The organism is Pseudomonas sp. NFX5 (assembly GCF_049132125.1).
Classification (GTDB): Bacteria; Pseudomonadota; Gammaproteobacteria; order Pseudomonadales; family Pseudomonadaceae; genus Aquipseudomonas; species Aquipseudomonas marginalis.
Map to the genome: position 1 here is coordinate 500088 of NZ_JAFMZG010000009.1, position 15298 is coordinate 515385.

The window sequence follows — 15298 nt, forward strand, 5'->3', positions numbered from 1 at the left end:
CTCAAATATCCAATAGCGCGCGAACAATGCCCTGCAGTTTACGGGTGAGCGGCCCAACCGACCAGCTCATCGCAGCGCACCCACGCACCGGCCAAATGCCATAAACGCTGTTGCACACAAAGACTTCGTCAGCCTCCCGCAATTGCTCAAGGCTGATGTCAGCCACGGCCACCGGGATGCCCAGGGCGCTCGCCTGAGCCAGAATCTCGGCGCGCATGACGCCTGCAACGCCGCAACGATTCAGATCGGCGGTTAGTAACAAGCCATTACTTACCAGGAACAGGTTGCTGAATACGCCTTCGATGACACGCCCGGACACATCCAGCATCAACCCTTCGGCATGTTCGGCATCCTGCCATTCGGCACGGGCGATCACCTGCTCGAGGCGATTGAGGTGCTTGAGACCGGCCAGCAACGGCTGCTCGGCCAGGCGGGTGGCACACGCAAACAGACGAACACCGTCGGTTCCATGGGCCTGGGGATAGGTCGCAGGCGGACTGCCCTGCAAGATACGACGCACCGGGGCCTGGGGGTTGATGCCATAACCGCGCAGGCTGTCGCCGCGGGTGAGGATCAGCTTGAGGACACCGTCGCCGAGAGCGGCGGCATAGGCCTGCACTTCGCTGCGGACCAACGTCTGATCCACAACGAAAGCGAGGCGCCTGCAGCCCTCATCCAGGCGATGCAGGTGACGGTCAAGCAGCACGGGCTGCCCGGCCTTGACGGCGATGGTCTCGAACAGGCCATCACCGTACGCCAGGCCGCGATCTTTCAGGGGCACGCTGTCCGCTGGCTGACCGTCGACCCAGCTGTGCATCACTCGGCGAACCGGCGGAACACCAGGGAACCGTTGGTGCCACCGAAGCCGAACGAGTTGGAGATCGCAACGTCGATCGGCATCTGTTGCGGCTCATGCGGCACGAAGTTCAGGTCGCAGCCTTCGTCCGGCTCATCGAGGTTGATGGTCGGCGGAGCGACCTGGTCCTTGATGGCCATCACGCTGAAGATCGCTTCTACCGCGCCCGCCGCACCCAAGAGGTGGCCGGTCATGGACTTGGTGGAGCTGACCGCCAGCGTGTAGGCGTGCTCGCCGAACACCGACTTGATGGCTTCGGCTTCCGCCAGGTCGCCCGTCGGGGTCGAGGTGCCATGGGCATTGATGTACTGCACTTGGTCCGTGTTGACCTTGGCATCGCGCAAGGCATTGGTGATGCACCGCGCAGCGCCGGCACCGTCGGACGGTGGCGAGGTCATGTGATAGGCGTCGCCACTCATGCCAAAACCGATCAACTCGGCATAGATGGTGGCACCACGCGCCTTGGCGTGCTCCAACTCTTCGAGCACCAGGGCACCGGCGCCGTCGGCCAGTACAAAGCCGTCACGGCCCTTGTCCCACGGACGGCTGGCACGGGTCGGCTCGTCATTGCGGGTCGACAGGGCACGGGAGGCGCCAAAGCCGCCCATTCCCAGGCCACAGGCGGCCATTTCAGCACCACCGGCGATCATCACGTCGGCTTCGTCATAGGCGATGTTACGCGCCGCCATGCCGATGCAGTGGGTACCCGTGGTGCACGCGGTGGCAATCGCGTAGTTAGGCCCCTGCGCCCCCAAGTGGATGGACAGGAAACCGGAAATCATATTGATGATCGAGCCAGGCACGAAGAACGGTGAAATTCGACGAGGGCCGGAATCATGCAGCGTGCGGCTGGTTTCTTCGATATTGGTCAAACCGCCAATACCCGAACCCATGGCCACGCCGATGCGCTCACGGTTGGCGTCGGTCACTTCCAGGCCAGCGTTACGCACTGCCTGGAAACCGGCTGCCAGGCCGTATTGAATGAACAGGTCGAGCTTGCGGGACTCTTTGATCGAGAGATATTCCTCGACATTGAACCCCTTTACCGAGCCGCCAAAACGGGTGGAATAGGCAGAAAGGTCCGTGTGTTCGATCAGACCAATACCACTGCGGCCAGCCAGAATGCCCTGCCAACTGCTCGGCACATCCGTACCCAGTGGCGACAACATACCCATACCGGTGACTACGACGCGTCTACGCGACACAGCACTCTCCTTTTTCTAATGACGACACTTTGCTTCAGAGCTTACTTTTCATCAGCGCTAAAGAAAAAACCGCACGCCGTTACAGCAGTGCGGTTTTTCCCTAACAGCAGGCGACGACTACAAACTATTACGCCTGGTGGTTCGTAACGTAGTCGATAGCAGCTTGAACAGTAGTGATTTTTTCAGCTTCTTCGTCCGGGATTTCGGTCTCGAATTCCTCTTCCAGAGCCATCACCAGCTCAACGGTGTCAAGGGAATCGGCACCCAGGTCTTCTACGAAGGAAGCAGTGTTGACCACTTCTTCTTCTTTGACGCCCAGTTGCTCGGCAACGATTTTCTTGACGCGCTCTTCGATGGTGCTCATACCTTGTTTAACTCCTAATGGACAAATTCAGGCAGCTGGCCAGTGGGTAAGTGTATAGAAAGCCTTTTCAGCTTTTCAACTGAAAGCTTCACCCTGTACCCGGTTTGCCACCTGCCTATAAATTAAGTTGCAGCTTTATAACGGATTTTAGACAGCTCGTATGACATTTTTTTGAAGCGATCCGTCACAATTTAGCTCATGTACATCCCGCCGTTCACCGGGATTGTAGCCCCAGTCACGTATGCCGCACCGTCGGATGCCAGGAAAGCGACCACATTCGCGATCTCTTGAGCCTGGCCCAGACGGCCCAGCGGAATCTGCGTCAGCAAGCCTTCACGCTGTGCTTCCGGCAGTTCGCGGGTCATATCGGTGTCGATGAACCCTGGGGCCACCGAGTTGACCGTAATCGACCGCGAACCGACTTCTCGCGCCAATGCACGGCTGAAACCTTCCAGGCCGGCCTTGGCGGCTGCATAGTTTACTTGGCCTGCGTTGCCCATGGCACCCACTACGGAGCCAATATTGATAATTCGACCCCAACGGGCCTTGGTCATGCCGCGCAAAACACCCTTGGACAGGCGAAACAGACTGTTCAGGTTGGTATCGACCACGTCGTACCATTCGTCGTCTTTCATGCGCATCATCAGGTTATCGCGGGTGATACCGGCGTTGTTCACCAGAATCGCCGGCGCACCGAACTGGGCGGTGATCTCGGCCAGTACGGCAGCCACGGACTCATCGCTGGTCACGTTCAGCTCAAGGCCGGTGCCTTGAACGCCGTTTTCCTTCAGGGTCGCGGCGATACGCTCGGCGCCCGAGGCGGAAGTGGCGGTGCCGATCACGACGGCGCCCTGACGGCCCAGTTCCAGGGCGATGGCCTGGCCAATGCCACGGCTCGCGCCGGTAACCAGTGCAACTTTACCTTGCAGACTCATGCAGGCTTCTCCTAAGTTCGGGGATCAGGCCAGCGCCGCACGAGCGGCAGCGAAGGCATCCGGGGTATTGAGGTTGGCAGTCGACACGCCGTCGGCGCAGCGCTTGTTCAGGCCAGCCAGGACTTTGCCCGGGCCGCACTCGACCAGCTCGGTGGCGCCATTGGCGGCCAGGGTCTGGACCGACTCGACCCAGCGCACAGGCTTGTAGAGTTGCTCCAGCAGGTCGCGCTTGAGGGTGTCGAGGTCGGCGGCCACGGCCGCGCTGACGTTCTGCACCAGCGGAATCTTTGGCGCCTGCCAGTTGATGGCAGCGATGGACTCGGCAAAGCGCTCGGCAGCCGGGCGCATCAGCTCGCAGTGCGACGGCACGCTCACCGGCAACGGCAATGCACGCTTGGCACCGCGCGCCTTGCAGCCCTCGATGGCACGCTCGACGGCTGCCCTGGCGCCGGCGATCACCACCTGGCCTGGGGAGTTGAAGTTTACCGCGCTGACCACTTCACCCTGGGCCGCTTCGGCACAGGCTTCGATCACCACAGCATCGTCCAGCCCCAGAATAGCGGCCATGCCGCCCTGCCCGGCCGGAACGGCTTCCTGCATCAGCTGGCCACGACGCTCGACCAGCTTGACCGCTTCAGCAAGGGTCAGGCTGCCCGCCGCCACCAGGGCGCTGTATTCGCCCAGGCTATGACCGGCCACGAACGCCGGACGCGCACCGCCTTCGGCCAACCACAAGCGCCACAGGGCGATCGAAGCGGTCAGGATGGCTGGCTGGGTTTTATCGGTTTGATTGAGCTGCTCTTCCGGCCCCTCTTGGGTCAGCGCCCACAGGTCGTAACCCAGGGCCTCGGAAGCTTCCTTGAACGTGTCCAGGATCAGCGGGTATTGCGCGCCCAGCTCGGCCAACATGCCGAGGGACTGCGAACCCTGCCCTGGAAAGACGAATGCGAGGGATGTAGACATCTAACAAGCCCCTAATGATCTGGTCGTCGAAAATGGTCGCTCCTCGGTGGGAGCGCACGAAACTGACAGATTGGATGGTCAATTGAACTGGCCGGTCACATTTAAGCATTCCCCGGCCGATTCACCTAAGGCAACAGGTCCTCGAGGCGGCCGTGCAAGCGTTGCGGCAGGTTTTCCTGGATCTCGATCACCGCGCGCGCAATCGCACTCTGGAAGCCTTCGACCCCGGCCGAACCGTGGCTTTTCACCACGATGCCCTGCAAACCCAGGAAGCTCGCACCATTATGCCGCGCCGGGGCCAGGTCGGCCTGCAGGCGACGCATCAACGGCAGCGCCAGGGCGCCCACCAGGCGCGATACCAGGTTACGCCTGAACAAGGCCTCGATACGCGAGGCGATCATGGTCGCCAGGCCTTCGCTGGACTTGAGCAGGATATTGCCGACAAACCCGTCGCACACCACCACATCCGCCTCGCCCCGGTACAACCCATCACCCTCGACAAAGCCGATGTAGTTCAGGCCTCGCGCACCGTGCAGCAAGGTGGCGGCAAGCTTGACCTGCTGGTTGCCCTTGATGTCTTCGGTGCCGATATTCAGCAAGGCCACCCGCGGCCGGGCCACGCCCAGCGCTTCGGCGGCCACCGAGCCCATCACGGCAAACTGGAACAGGTGCTCGGCACTGCAATCGACGTTCGCCCCCAGGTCCAGCAACTGGCAATAGCCCTTCTGCGTCGGAATCGCCGCCACCATTGCCGGCCGATCAATGCCAGGCAGCGTCTTGAGCACATGCCGCGACAACGCCATCAACGCCCCTGTGTTGCCGGCACTGACACAGGCTTGCACCTTGCCATCACGCAGCAGCTCCAAGGCCACCCGCATCGAAGAGTCAGGCTTGCCGCGCAGGGCCGTCGCCGGTTTCTCATCCATGGTGATGGTTTCGCTGGCTGGCGTAATCGTCAGGCGCGCGCGATCCACCGCCGGATGGCTGGCAATCAGTTCTTCAAGGAGGGAGGGTTGACCGACGAGGGTCAGGTGCAGCGAGGGCGTGGCAGACAGGCTGGCAATGCAGGCCTGAACAATGCTGCGGGGACCGAAGTCCCCGCCCATTGCGTCAATCGCGATGACTTGAGCAGACAAGTGATTACTCGTCAGCGCCCTTGTCGATCACTTTACGGCCACGGTATACGCCTTCTGGCGATACGTGGTGACGCAGGTGAATTTCACCGGTGGTTTTTTCTACAGACAGAGTGCTTGCCGTCAGGGCGTCGTGGGAACGACGCATGTCACGGGCAGAGCGGGATTTTTTGTTCTGCTGAACAGCCATAATTGATTAACTCCTAAACGTTTGGGTCACGCTTTAACTGCGCCAATACACTGAACGGGTTGGACCGCGTTACCTCGTCCTCGCTCGGTTCGGACTCGTCATCGAGACCCGCCGGCTGCTGGCATTCTTCCGGATGATGAGCAGGCACAATGGGCAAGGCGAGCAGAAGCTCCTCCTCGATCAGTGCATGCAGATCCAAAGGATCTTCGCCCAGTTCCAGCACGTCATAACCTTTCGGCAACGACTGGGTATTCGCACCCTCCTTTACCACAGCATAACTGCACTCGCTGTGAATCGGCAGGGTGACCAGCTCAAGACAACGCTGGCAAACCATTTTGACCTCGGTGTCGATAAAACTGTGAATTACCACAGATTTACGTTCATCTCGTTCAAAAACGAATTTGGCCTGCACCGTACCGACAGTGTCGGAAAGCGGGTCGCAGAGTCTCTCCAAATCGGCCAGCAGCAACTCACCTTGAAGGGAAGTGCCACGATCAGCCAATTTGCGCGGGTCAACGTGAGGTGGAATCGGGTCATTCAACATAGGCGCAGCATTATAGGGATGCCCCCAGCCATGTCAAAGGAAATTCAGCCCTGTGCGTCGGCCGGTCGCCCCGCTAGAATCGGCGGCTGCCTTGAGGATACGTATATGCTGCCTTTATTACTCGCTTCCAGCTCGGTTTATCGCCGGGAATTGCTCAGCCGCCTGCACCTGCCATTCATCTGCAGCTCGCCGGATATCGACGAAAGCCATGCTGCAAACGAGTCCGCCACAGACCTGGTCAAGCGCCTGGCCGAACAGAAAGCCCGCGCCCTCGCCGCCAGCCACCCCGGCCACCTGATCATCGGCTCAGACCAGGTCGCCGCGCTGGAAGGCCGCATCATCGGCAAGCCTCACACCTTCGAAAATGCGCGCGAGCAGTTATTGGCCGCCAGCGGCAAGCGTGTCAGCTTCCTCACCGGCCTGGCCCTCCTTAACAGCGAGACCGGGCACTGCCAGGTGGACTGCGTGCCTTTCACTGTGCACATGCGCGAGCTGGATGCAGCGCGCATCGAGCGCTACCTGCGGATCGAGCAGCCGTATGACTGCGCAGGCAGCTTCAAGGCGGAAGGGCTGGGCGTGAGCTTGTTCCAAAGCACCGAAGGGCCGGACGCGACAAGCCTGGTCGGCTTACCGCTGATTCGTTTGGTGGACATGCTGCTCAGCGAAGGCGTGCAAATCCCTTAAGAACACTGCTAAACCAAATATGGGAAGGGAGGGCTTACCCCCGATAGCAGTGTGTCAGCCAACCTTGGATTGATTGATCCACCGCTATCGGGGGCAAGCCCCCTCCCACATTTTGATCTACGACAGACTTGAGATATTAACGCAGTGCCGGACCCTGGAAGCCCATGTACAGCGCCAGCTTCTCAGCCACGCTGGCGCCGAGCTTCTTGGAGAAACGATCAAACGGCGATTCTTCAACGGTGAAGTCCACCAGCTCTTTCTCGCCGACCACATCCCGCGCTACCGAACTGGCACTGCCCAAACCATCGATCAGCCCCAGCGGCAATGCTTGCTCCCCCGACCACACCAACCCGGAGAACAGCTCCGGATGGTCTTTGTCCTTCAGGCGATCCCCACGCCCCTGTTTCACGCTGGCGATGAACTGGCGATGGGTGGTATCGAGCACTCCCTGCCAGAACTGGGTTTCATCGGCCTTTTGCGGCTGGAACGGATCAAGGAACGACTTGTGCTCGCCCGAGTTGTAGGTACGACGCTCAACCCCCAGCTTTTCCATGGCACCGACAAAGCCGTAGCCGGCTGCCGTCACACCAATGGAGCCGACAAGACTGGCCTTGTCGGCGTAGATCTGGTCGGCGGCACTGGCAATGTAATACGCGCCCGAGGCCCCCAGGTCGGAAATCACCGCGTACAGCTTGATATCCGGGTGCAGGCCGCGCAGGCGGCGAATCTCGTCATACACATAACCCGATTGCACCGGGCTGCCGCCTGGGCTGTTGATGCGCAGGATCACGCCCTTGACCTTGGGGTCTTCAAACGCGGCACGCAGGCTGCTGACGATATTGTCAGCGCTGGCAGGCTCCTTGTCGGCGATCACTCCCCGCACTTCGATCAACGCGGTGTAGTTGGCGCCACGGGTCGCGCTTTTTTCCATGTCCATCAGCGGGCTGAACAGCGCCAGCATCAGCAACAGGTAAGTGAAGGTCAGCAGCTTGAAGAAAATCCCCCAGCGCCGTGCACGGCGCTGCTCCTGGACGCTGGCCAGGAGCGTCTTCTCCAGCAGTTTCCAGCTCTTGTCATCACCGCTTTCAGCCTTTTCAGGCGCTTTCCACTCGTCACTCATGCCATCAACCCCAGCAAAGACTTATTGGGCCCGACCGAGCCAGGCCTGCAATTCAGAAAAATGATCAATCGTGACCCTCGGCTCGTATTGCTGCAACGCCTCGGCGGACTGGGCGCCATAGCTGACTGCCACGCTGTCCATGCCGGCGTTGCGCGCCATCATCAGATCGAAGGAAGCATCACCCACCATCAACGCCTCACGCGGCGACACACCGCAATGGGCAAGGATCTGCTCCAGCATCAGAGGGTGAGGTTTGCTGGCGGTTTCATCTGCGGCACGGGTGATGTCGAAATAATCCTCCCAGCCATGGGCGCTGAGCACCCGGTCCAGCCCGCGGCGGGCCTTGCCGGTGGCGACGGCCAGGTGATAGCCCCCGGCGCGAAAAGCCTCCAGCGACTGCGCCACACCCTCGAACAACGGCGAAGGTGTGGCCTCCAGCGCAATGTAGTGATCCGCGTAATGCTCGCGGAACGTCACCAGTTCAGCGTCGCTGATCCCGGGGTACAAGGTGCGGATCGCCTCAGGCAAGCCCAGGCCGATAATGCCTTTGACCGCCAGGTCAGTGCACACGTCGAAGCCCGAGCGGGTCGAAGCTGCGTGCATCGACTCGACAATCCGACCGATGGAGTTACACAGGGTGCCGTCCCAATCGAAAATCAGCAGCTTGTAGTCAAGGTGCGACACTCAAACGCTCCACGGTCTTGGCCCACATCTCATCCACCGGCGCCTGCAGCTTCAGCTCGCCGCCGTCAGGCAGCGGCACGGTGAGCATGTAGGCGTGCAGGAACAGGCGCTTGCCGCCCAGGTCACGGATTTCCTTGGAAAAATCCTCGTCGCCATACTTGGTATCGCCGGCGATGCAATGGCCTGCATGCAGGGTGTGCACACGAATCTGGTGGGTGCGCCCCGTCACCGGCTTGGCCTCGACCATGGTGGCGAAGTCACCGAAACGACGCAGCACCTTGAACAGGGTCAGGGCTTCTTTGCCCTCCTCGTCCACTTCGACCATGCGCTCGCCGGAACGCAGGTTGCTCTTCTGCAACGGCGCGCGGACACTCTTGATCGAGCTGGCCCAGTTACCGCGCACCAGCGCCATATAGCGCTTGTCCACGCCATCGCCGCGCAGGGCGGTGTGCAGGTGGCGCAACATGCTGCGTTTCTTGGCGATCATCAACAGGCCGGAGGTGTCGCGGTCCAGGCGGTGGACCAGCTCCAGCTCCTTGCAATCCGGGCGCAGCTGACGGAAGGCTTCGATCACGCCGAAATTCAGGCCGCTGCCACCGTGAACCGCAATACCGCAGGGCTTGTTGATCACGATCAGCTTGTTGTCTTCGAAGACAATCGATGCCTCAAGGCGCTGCAACAGGCCCTGGGCCAATGGCACGGGCTCATCGCGTTCAGGCACGCGCACGGGCGGCACACGGACAATATCGCCCGCCTGCAACTTGTACTCAGGCTTGATGCGGCCCTTGTTCACGCGCACTTCGCCTTTGCGCAAGATGCGGTAGATCAAGGTCTTGGGCACACCCTTGAGCCTGGCCAGGAGAAAATTATCGATGCGTTGGCCGGCATATTCCGGCGAGACCTCGAGCAGCTGGACGCTGGGGGTCTGGGGGGCGGTAGTCGTCATGGCGGCGATGATAACAATTTTTTATGGAATTGAAGCACTTAATCATTGCTGCTATAGTCGCGAACGCCGCCAAAAGCGGCCTGGGCAGAGGACTAGCGGCAAACTGCCGGCCCTGACCATCGCAATTCATCAGGACGCGAGGCCGTCCTACGGGGCTTTCGCCACCCTGGAAGGCTCGAGATTGTAACAAGCGCAGGTGACATGAGGCCTGAAGCGAGTGCAGAAAGCAGAGTGAATACTCGCGTTCTGCGCCGATATTTACGGCCAGTTCACAAAGTGCAGTCAGTCTTGAGCCGGACCACGGCGAATGCTTCGGAAACAACGCCTGTTAAGAGCTGAGTGTGAGCGCAGTCGCCCACATTCAGTCTTGTTTAGCCATGAGCGTGGACTCCCCATTGGAGAACACGGTAAATGCCAACCCGCTGCGGATTCTGCGCGCGGCAGCACCCGAATTATCAGGGATACGTGTAGGGTGGAGATGCACAACCGTCGGACCGTGTAGCACTAGGCTTATATTTAGACGCTTCATCTCGTCCACAGTCGCCGGTTGATTCCTCCTCCTGACCTTAGCTTTTGTTGAAGTGGTGCCTTTGTCACCACCGCTAACAAGCAGGACGCGTCCGTCGCGATACCGGCCCAATTGGCCGATTTTGCTGGACACTGGAGTGGCCAACCACTCTTGACGCACCTGACACCGACCGTGAGAAGTCGTGTGTGCCGAACGCCGTTTCCGGCAGCCCGGAAACCGACGGTACAACATGAAAAGAATGCTGATTAACGCAACTCAACCCGAAGAGTTGCGTGTTGCACTGGTAGATGGCCAACGCCTCTACGACCTGGACATCGAATCCGGTGCACGCGAGCAAAAGAAGGCCAACATCTATAAAGGCCGTATTACTCGCATCGAACCAAGCCTTGAGGCTGCCTTTGTCGATTTCGGCTCCGAGCGCCACGGCTTCCTGCCCCTCAAAGAAATCTCCCGCGAATACTTCAAGAAATCCCCCGAAGGCCGCGTAAACATCAAGGACGTCCTGAGCGAAGGCCAGGAAGTCATCGTTCAGGTCGAAAAAGAAGAACGTGGCAACAAGGGCGCTGCCCTGACCACCTTCATCAGCCTGGCCGGCCGTTACCTCGTGCTGATGCCGAACAACCCGCGTGCCGGCGGCATCTCCCGTCGCATCGAAGGCGAAGAGCGCAACGAACTGCGTGAAGCGCTGAACGGCCTGATCGCACCGGCCGACATGGGCCTGATCGTGCGCACTGCCGGCCTGGGCCGCAGCAGCGAAGAAATGCAGTGGGACCTCGACTACCTGCTGCAACTGTGGACCGCCATCAAAGAGGCCTCCCTGGATCGTTCCGCGCCGTTCCTGATCTACCAGGAAAGCAACGTGATCATCCGCGCCATCCGCGATTACCTGCGCCAGGACATCGGCGAAGTGCTGATCGACAGCGTCGAAGCCCAGGACGAAGCCCTGACCTTCATCCGCCAGGTGATGCCGCAGTACGCCAGCAAGATCAAGCTGTACGAAGACAGCGTGCCGCTGTTCAACCGTTTCCAGATCGAAAGCCAGATCGAGACCGCTTTCCAGCGTGTGGTCGAGCTGCCTTCCGGCGGCTCAATCGTGATCGACCCGACCGAAGCCCTGGTGTCCATCGACATCAACTCGGCGCGCGCCACGAAGGGTAGCGACATCGAAGAAACCGCCCTGCAGACCAACCTGGAAGCGGCTGAAGAAATCGCCCGCCAGTTGCGCCTGCGCGACATCGGCGGCCTGATCGTGATCGACTTCATCGACATGACCCCCGCCAAGAACCAGCGCGCCGTGGAAGAGAAAGTCCGCGAATGCCTGGAAGCCGACCGAGCCCGCGTACAGGTCGGCCGTATCTCGCGCTTCGGCCTGCTGGAAATGTCCCGTCAGCGCCTGCGTCCATCCCTGGGCGAGAGCAGCGGCATCGTCTGCCCGCGTTGCAACGGCACCGGCATCATCCGTGACGTTGAATCGCTGTCCCTGGCGATCCTGCGCCTGATCGAAGAAGAAGCCCTGAAAGACCGCACCGCCGAAGTCCGCGCGCAAGTGCCGATCCCGGTCGCAGCCTTCCTGCTCAACGAAAAACGCAACTCGATCACCAAGATCGAACTGCGCACCCGTGCTCGTATCGTGATCCTGCCGAACGATCACCTCGAGACGCCGCACTTCGAAGTACAGCGCCTGCGTGACGACAGCCCGGAAGCCCACAGCGGCCAGTCCAGCTACGAAATCGCTGCCGCCGCCGCCGAAGTGGAAGAAGTCCAGCCAGCCGCCGCGACCCGCACCCTGGTGCGCCAGGAAGCCGCCGTGAAAACCGCCCCAGCCCGTGCCAACGCACCGGTGCCGGTTGAAGCCGCTGCCCCGGTTGCCGCACCGGCCGCCCTGCCTGAGCCGAGCCTGTTCAAGGGCCTGGTGAAGTCGCTGGTCAGCCTGTTCGCCACCAAGGAAGAGCCTGCGGCACCGGTCGTGGTTGAAAAACCTGCGACCGAACGCCCTGCACGCAACGAAGAGCGTCGCAACGGTCGCCAGCAGAGCCGTAACCGCAACGGTCGCCGTGACGAAGAGCGCAAGCCGCGTGAAGAACGTGCGCCTCGCGAAGAACGCGCACCACGTGAAGAGCGTGCACCTCGCGAAGCGCGTGAAGAAACCCCGGCCGTAGCCCGTGAAGAACGTGCACCGCGCGAAGAGCGCGCACCACGTACCCCACGTGCTCCGCGTGAAGATCGCAAGCCGCGTGGCGAGCGTGAAGAACGTGTGCGTGAACTGCGCGAGCCATTGGATGCCGCCCCTGCCGTTGCAGGTGTTGCAGCCGCTGCCGCTGAAGAGCGCCCAGCTCGCCAGCCGCGCGAAGAGCGTGCACCACGTGAAGAGCGCCAGCCGCGCCCACCGCGTGAAGAGCGTCAACCACGTGCCGAGCAAGCCGCTGCCGCCAGCGAAGAAGAAGTGCTGGCCGGCGAAGAGCAATTGCAGGAAGACGGTCAGGACAACGCCGAAGGCGATCGTCCACGCCGCCGCTCCCGTGGCCAGCGTCGTCGCAGCAACCGCCGTGAGCGTCAGCGTGATGCCAATGGCAATGTGATCGAGGGCTCGGAAGAGGCCGGCGAGAACGCAGAAGGCGCCGCCCACGAACCGACCGGTGCCGAACTGGCTGCCGGCCTGGCCGTTACCGCAGCGGTTGCCAGCTCGGTGATCAGCGCACCTGCTGAAGCCCAGGCTCACGAACAGGCTGAACGCGCGACTGCCGCTGTCGAAGAAACCGTTGCCGTTGAAGCGCCAGTTGCCGAGACCCCAACGGTTGAAGCACCGGTCGTTGAAGCAACTACCCCTGTCGAAGCCCCAGTGGTTCCGGAAGTGGAAGTGGCACCGACCCGCGACGCCCAGCCAGAAACCGAAGTGGTCGCAGTTGAAGCCGCTCCGGTGGTTGAGCCTCAGCCAGTAGTTGAAGTCGCCGCTGAAGCCCCGGCTGTCGAAGAAGCTGCCCCGGCAGTGCGTGAAGTTCGCGAAGAACAGACCGCCTTCCAGTGGACTGCCGAACCTGCCGCCCCGGTTGAAGCACCAGCGCCTGCACCGGTGGTAGAAGAAGCGCCTGCGCCGGTTGCCGAAGTAGTGGTTGCCGAGCCTGCGCCAGCTGTCGAGGCTGCGCCAGTGGTTGTTGAAGCCCCGGTGGTTGCCGAAGCACCCGTGGTAGAAGCCGCACCAGCCAGCGCCCTGACCGAAAACGGCCGTGCGCCGAACGACCCACGTGAAGTGCGTCGTCGTCGCAAGGAAGCTGAGGCAGCTGCCGCCGCTGCTGCTGCCGCTCCAGCCATCGTCGAAGCTGTCGAGGCGCCAGCCCCGGTTGCTGAAACCGTGGTTGAGCACACCGCTGCTGAAGCAGGGGTAGAGCACAAGGCCCTGGAAGAAGAACACGAGCCTAAACCCCTCGCCTGATTCCATCAGCCACTAAAAAGCCCCGCCTGAGTGATCAGGCGGGGCTTTTTTTATGTCCTTTACTTAGTCCGCACTAAAATTTAACCGTTTCGGCAGATCCACATCCCACAGAACACCCGCATCTTCCACCTGCACTTCCCGCACCCGGACACGTGCGAACAATGGCTTGCCTCCACGATCCCCGGTCAGCGCCATCAAGTCCGGACCAAAAGCGCGACCAAAGGCCACTGGATGCCCATAGTCACCCGCCTGCACCGGCACGCTGATGCCATCCTCCTCCAGCGCGTCAATCACCCGTTCAATGCTCGATGACTGGATAAACGGCATATCCCCCAACACCACCAGCCAGCCATCCGCCGAGGCACTGGCCGCGACGGCTGCGGCGATGCTCTCGCCCATGCCGGCTGACTGCAACAGCAAGACCTGGCAGCCATACGCCTGGGCCAACCGAATGATCTCCGTGCGATCCGGCGTGGTCACCAGCCAGCGCGCCATCAGGCGATCCGGCAAATTCACCAATACCTGCTCGATCACCGGACGCATCACCCCATCACGGCCCACGCAATCGGCCAGCAACTTATCCTGGTCAGCCCCCGCCTCGGCTCGGAACCGGCTGCCCCGCCCCGCCGCCAAGACAATCGCCGCCAGCATTATTCAGCAACCGCCGGCAGGGGCTTTTTCTGCATTGGCGCCACGCCGTTCTTGATCGCGACAATTTCCGCCATCAACGACAAGGCGATCTCCGCCGGCGTATGGCTACCGATATGCAGGCCAATCGGCCCATGTAAACGCGCAATCGCGTCCGTCGACAACCCCAGCGCCGCCAGGTTCTCGCGACGCGTCTGGCTATTGACCCGCGAACCCAGCGCGCCGATGTAGAAGGCACTGGAGTTCAACGCCGTCAGCAACGCCATATCATCAAGGCGCGGATCATGGGTCAGGCAGACAATGGCCGTGCGCTCGTCGGTCTGGATATTCAGCACCGCCTCATCAGGCATACCCGGCACGAAGCGGCCGTGCTGCTCTTCCCAGCCGTAGACAAACTCACTACGCGGATCGCATATCAATACTTCGAAATCCAGCAGGCGCGCCATTTCCGCCACGTAGCGCGACAGTTGCCCGGCACCGATCAACAGCAGGCGCCAGCGCGGGCCATAGATAGCCCGCAGGCGTTCGCCATCAAAGGTGACCACATCGGTCTTGTTCGCACTGCTCAACGTGACTTCACCGGAGACCAGGTCCAGTTCCCGCGCGACAATTTCATGCGCTTCGCAACGCTCCAGCAACTGCGCGACCCAGGCCCAGTCTTGCACCCGCTCTTCGGTCAAGCGCAAGGTGCCGCCGCATGGCAGGCCGAAACGCGCCGCCTCGTCGCGCGTCACGCCGTAGGTCACCAACTGCACCGGCGGCCCGTCGTGCGTCAGGCGACCATCCTGCAAGCGGGCGATCAAGTCGTCCTCGATGCAACCGCCGGACACCGAGCCGATCACCACGCCATCCCCCCGCAACGCCAGCATGGCGCCCGGTGGACGCGGCGCGCTGCCCCAGGTCTGGACAACGCTATACAACACCACCTGCTGCCCGGCGCGGCGCCATTCGAGCACGCTGCGCAGGACATTCAAATCAACACTGTCCATATATCCTCCTGCCAGTCTGCGTTTGGAACATGCCGCGTAGCGCGAATTTCATCAGTCGCTGACTCTAAGTGAAAATAT

Annotated in this window: 15 protein-coding genes; 2 read left to right on the plus strand and 13 right to left on the minus strand. The window is 61.2% G+C overall.

Annotation, left to right across the window (positions count from 1 at the left end):
• Position 1 precedes the first annotated feature (1 nt).
• From pabC to J1N02_RS06340, 8 genes are all read right to left on the minus strand, one after another.
• Positions 2-817, minus strand: coding sequence for an aminodeoxychorismate lyase (pabC, locus tag J1N02_RS06305; RefSeq protein WP_098478891.1), 816 nt, complete (start codon positions 815-817; stop codon positions 2-4).
• Positions 817-2061: a beta-ketoacyl-ACP synthase II gene (gene fabF, locus J1N02_RS06310; RefSeq protein WP_027607808.1), complete on the minus strand. Its 1245-nt coding sequence runs from the start codon at positions 2059-2061 to the stop codon at positions 817-819. The genes pabC and fabF overlap by 1 nt, the downstream gene beginning before the upstream one ends.
• Before the next feature lie 127 nt (positions 2062-2188).
• Complete coding sequence (gene acpP / locus J1N02_RS06315) at positions 2189-2425, minus strand: acyl carrier protein (protein ID WP_003442511.1); 237 nt, start codon at positions 2423-2425, stop codon at positions 2189-2191.
• Positions 2426-2616: 191 nt separating this feature from the next.
• Complete coding sequence (gene fabG, locus J1N02_RS06320) at positions 2617-3360, minus strand: 3-oxoacyl-ACP reductase FabG (RefSeq protein ID WP_065926164.1); 744 nt, start codon at positions 3358-3360, stop codon at positions 2617-2619.
• Between the two features lie 24 nt (positions 3361-3384).
• Positions 3385-4323, minus strand: a complete 939-nt coding sequence (fabD, locus tag J1N02_RS06325) for an ACP S-malonyltransferase (protein ID WP_368962922.1) — start codon at positions 4321-4323, stop codon at positions 3385-3387.
• 125 nt (positions 4324-4448) lie between these two features.
• Positions 4449-5459 (minus strand): phosphate acyltransferase PlsX, encoded by a 1011-nt coding sequence (plsX, locus tag J1N02_RS06330; protein WP_081744488.1) that lies wholly within the window; start codon positions 5457-5459, stop codon positions 4449-4451.
• Between the two features lie 4 nt (positions 5460-5463).
• Positions 5464-5646 carry a 50S ribosomal protein L32 gene (gene rpmF / locus J1N02_RS06335; protein WP_008152339.1) on the minus strand — a complete coding sequence of 61 codons (183 nt, stop codon included), beginning with the start codon at positions 5644-5646 and terminating at the stop codon, positions 5464-5466.
• 13 nt (positions 5647-5659) lie between these two features.
• On the minus strand, positions 5660-6190 hold the full coding sequence (locus tag J1N02_RS06340) for a YceD family protein (RefSeq protein ID WP_027607804.1): 531 nt from the start codon (positions 6188-6190) through the stop codon (positions 5660-5662).
• A 105-nt stretch (positions 6191-6295) separates the two neighbouring features.
• Here J1N02_RS06340 and J1N02_RS06345 point away from each other — a divergent pair, with 105 nt between their 5' ends.
• The gene (locus J1N02_RS06345) at positions 6296-6874 is read left to right on the plus strand and encodes a Maf family protein (protein ID WP_108574840.1); all 579 of its coding nucleotides are present in this window, start codon (positions 6296-6298) and stop codon (positions 6872-6874) included.
• 136 nt (positions 6875-7010) lie between these two features.
• On the opposite strand, the gene J1N02_RS06350 is transcribed toward J1N02_RS06345, so the two are convergent.
• Genes J1N02_RS06350 through rluC form a run of 3 tightly spaced genes read right to left on the minus strand, consistent with a single transcriptional unit; the run spans position 7011 to position 9624 of the window.
• Positions 7011-7994, minus strand: a complete 984-nt coding sequence (locus J1N02_RS06350; protein ID WP_027607802.1) for a S49 family peptidase — start codon at positions 7992-7994, stop codon at positions 7011-7013.
• Between the two features lie 21 nt (positions 7995-8015).
• The gene (locus tag J1N02_RS06355; protein ID WP_405125511.1) at positions 8016-8678 is read right to left on the minus strand and encodes an HAD-IA family hydrolase; all 663 of its coding nucleotides are present in this window, start codon (positions 8676-8678) and stop codon (positions 8016-8018) included.
• Entirely contained in the window at positions 8665-9624 is a 960-nt protein-coding gene (rluC, locus tag J1N02_RS06360; RefSeq protein ID WP_065939065.1) for a 23S rRNA pseudouridine(955/2504/2580) synthase RluC, read from the minus strand. The genes J1N02_RS06355 and rluC overlap by 14 nt, the downstream gene beginning before the upstream one ends.
• A 767-nt stretch (positions 9625-10391) precedes the next feature.
• Between rluC and rne the strand changes: the two genes are divergently transcribed.
• Entirely contained in the window at positions 10392-13583 is a 3192-nt protein-coding gene (rne, locus tag J1N02_RS06365) for a ribonuclease E (protein ID WP_027607799.1), read from the plus strand.
• A 63-nt stretch (positions 13584-13646) separates the two neighbouring features.
• Here rne and J1N02_RS06370 read toward each other — a convergent pair whose 3' ends face one another.
• Together J1N02_RS06370 and J1N02_RS06375 are read right to left on the minus strand one after the other, a co-directional pair.
• Complete coding sequence (locus J1N02_RS06370) at positions 13647-14237, minus strand: nucleotidyltransferase family protein (protein ID WP_027607798.1); 591 nt, start codon at positions 14235-14237, stop codon at positions 13647-13649.
• Positions 14234-15220: an XdhC family protein gene (locus tag J1N02_RS06375; RefSeq protein ID WP_092359490.1), complete on the minus strand. Its 987-nt coding sequence runs from the start codon at positions 15218-15220 to the stop codon at positions 14234-14236. The genes J1N02_RS06370 and J1N02_RS06375 overlap by 4 nt, the downstream gene beginning before the upstream one ends.
• Positions 15221-15298: the final 78 nt, after the last annotated feature.

What these genes read in the sequence shown, in the direction of transcription:
- pabC (WP_098478891.1), bottom strand. Translation starts at nt 817, where the DNA reads ATGCACAGCTGGGTCGACGGTCAGCCAGCGGACAGCGTGCCCCTGAAA.
- acpP (WP_003442511.1), bottom strand. Translation starts at nt 2,425, where the DNA reads ATGAGCACCATCGAAGAGCGCGTCAAGAAAATCGTTGCCGAGCAACTG.
- fabG (WP_065926164.1), bottom strand. Translation starts at nt 3,360, where the DNA reads ATGAGTCTGCAAGGTAAAGTTGCACTGGTTACCGGCGCGAGCCGTGGC.
- fabD (WP_368962922.1), bottom strand. Translation starts at nt 4,323, where the DNA reads ATGTCTACATCCCTCGCATTCGTCTTTCCAGGGCAGGGTTCGCAGTCC.
- rpmF (WP_008152339.1), bottom strand. Translation starts at nt 5,646, where the DNA reads ATGGCTGTTCAGCAGAACAAAAAATCCCGCTCTGCCCGTGACATGCGT.
- J1N02_RS06340 (WP_027607804.1), bottom strand. Translation starts at nt 6,190, where the DNA reads ATGTTGAATGACCCGATTCCACCTCACGTTGACCCGCGCAAATTGGCT.
- J1N02_RS06345 (WP_108574840.1), top strand. Translation starts at nt 6,296, where the DNA reads ATGCTGCCTTTATTACTCGCTTCCAGCTCGGTTTATCGCCGGGAATTG.
- J1N02_RS06350 (WP_027607802.1), bottom strand. Translation starts at nt 7,994, where the DNA reads ATGAGTGACGAGTGGAAAGCGCCTGAAAAGGCTGAAAGCGGTGATGAC.
- rluC (WP_065939065.1), bottom strand. Translation starts at nt 9,624, where the DNA reads ATGACGACTACCGCCCCCCAGACCCCCAGCGTCCAGCTGCTCGAGGTC.
- rne (WP_027607799.1), top strand. Translation starts at nt 10,392, where the DNA reads ATGCTGATTAACGCAACTCAACCCGAAGAGTTGCGTGTTGCACTGGTA.
- J1N02_RS06375 (WP_092359490.1), bottom strand. Translation starts at nt 15,220, where the DNA reads ATGGACAGTGTTGATTTGAATGTCCTGCGCAGCGTGCTCGAATGGCGC.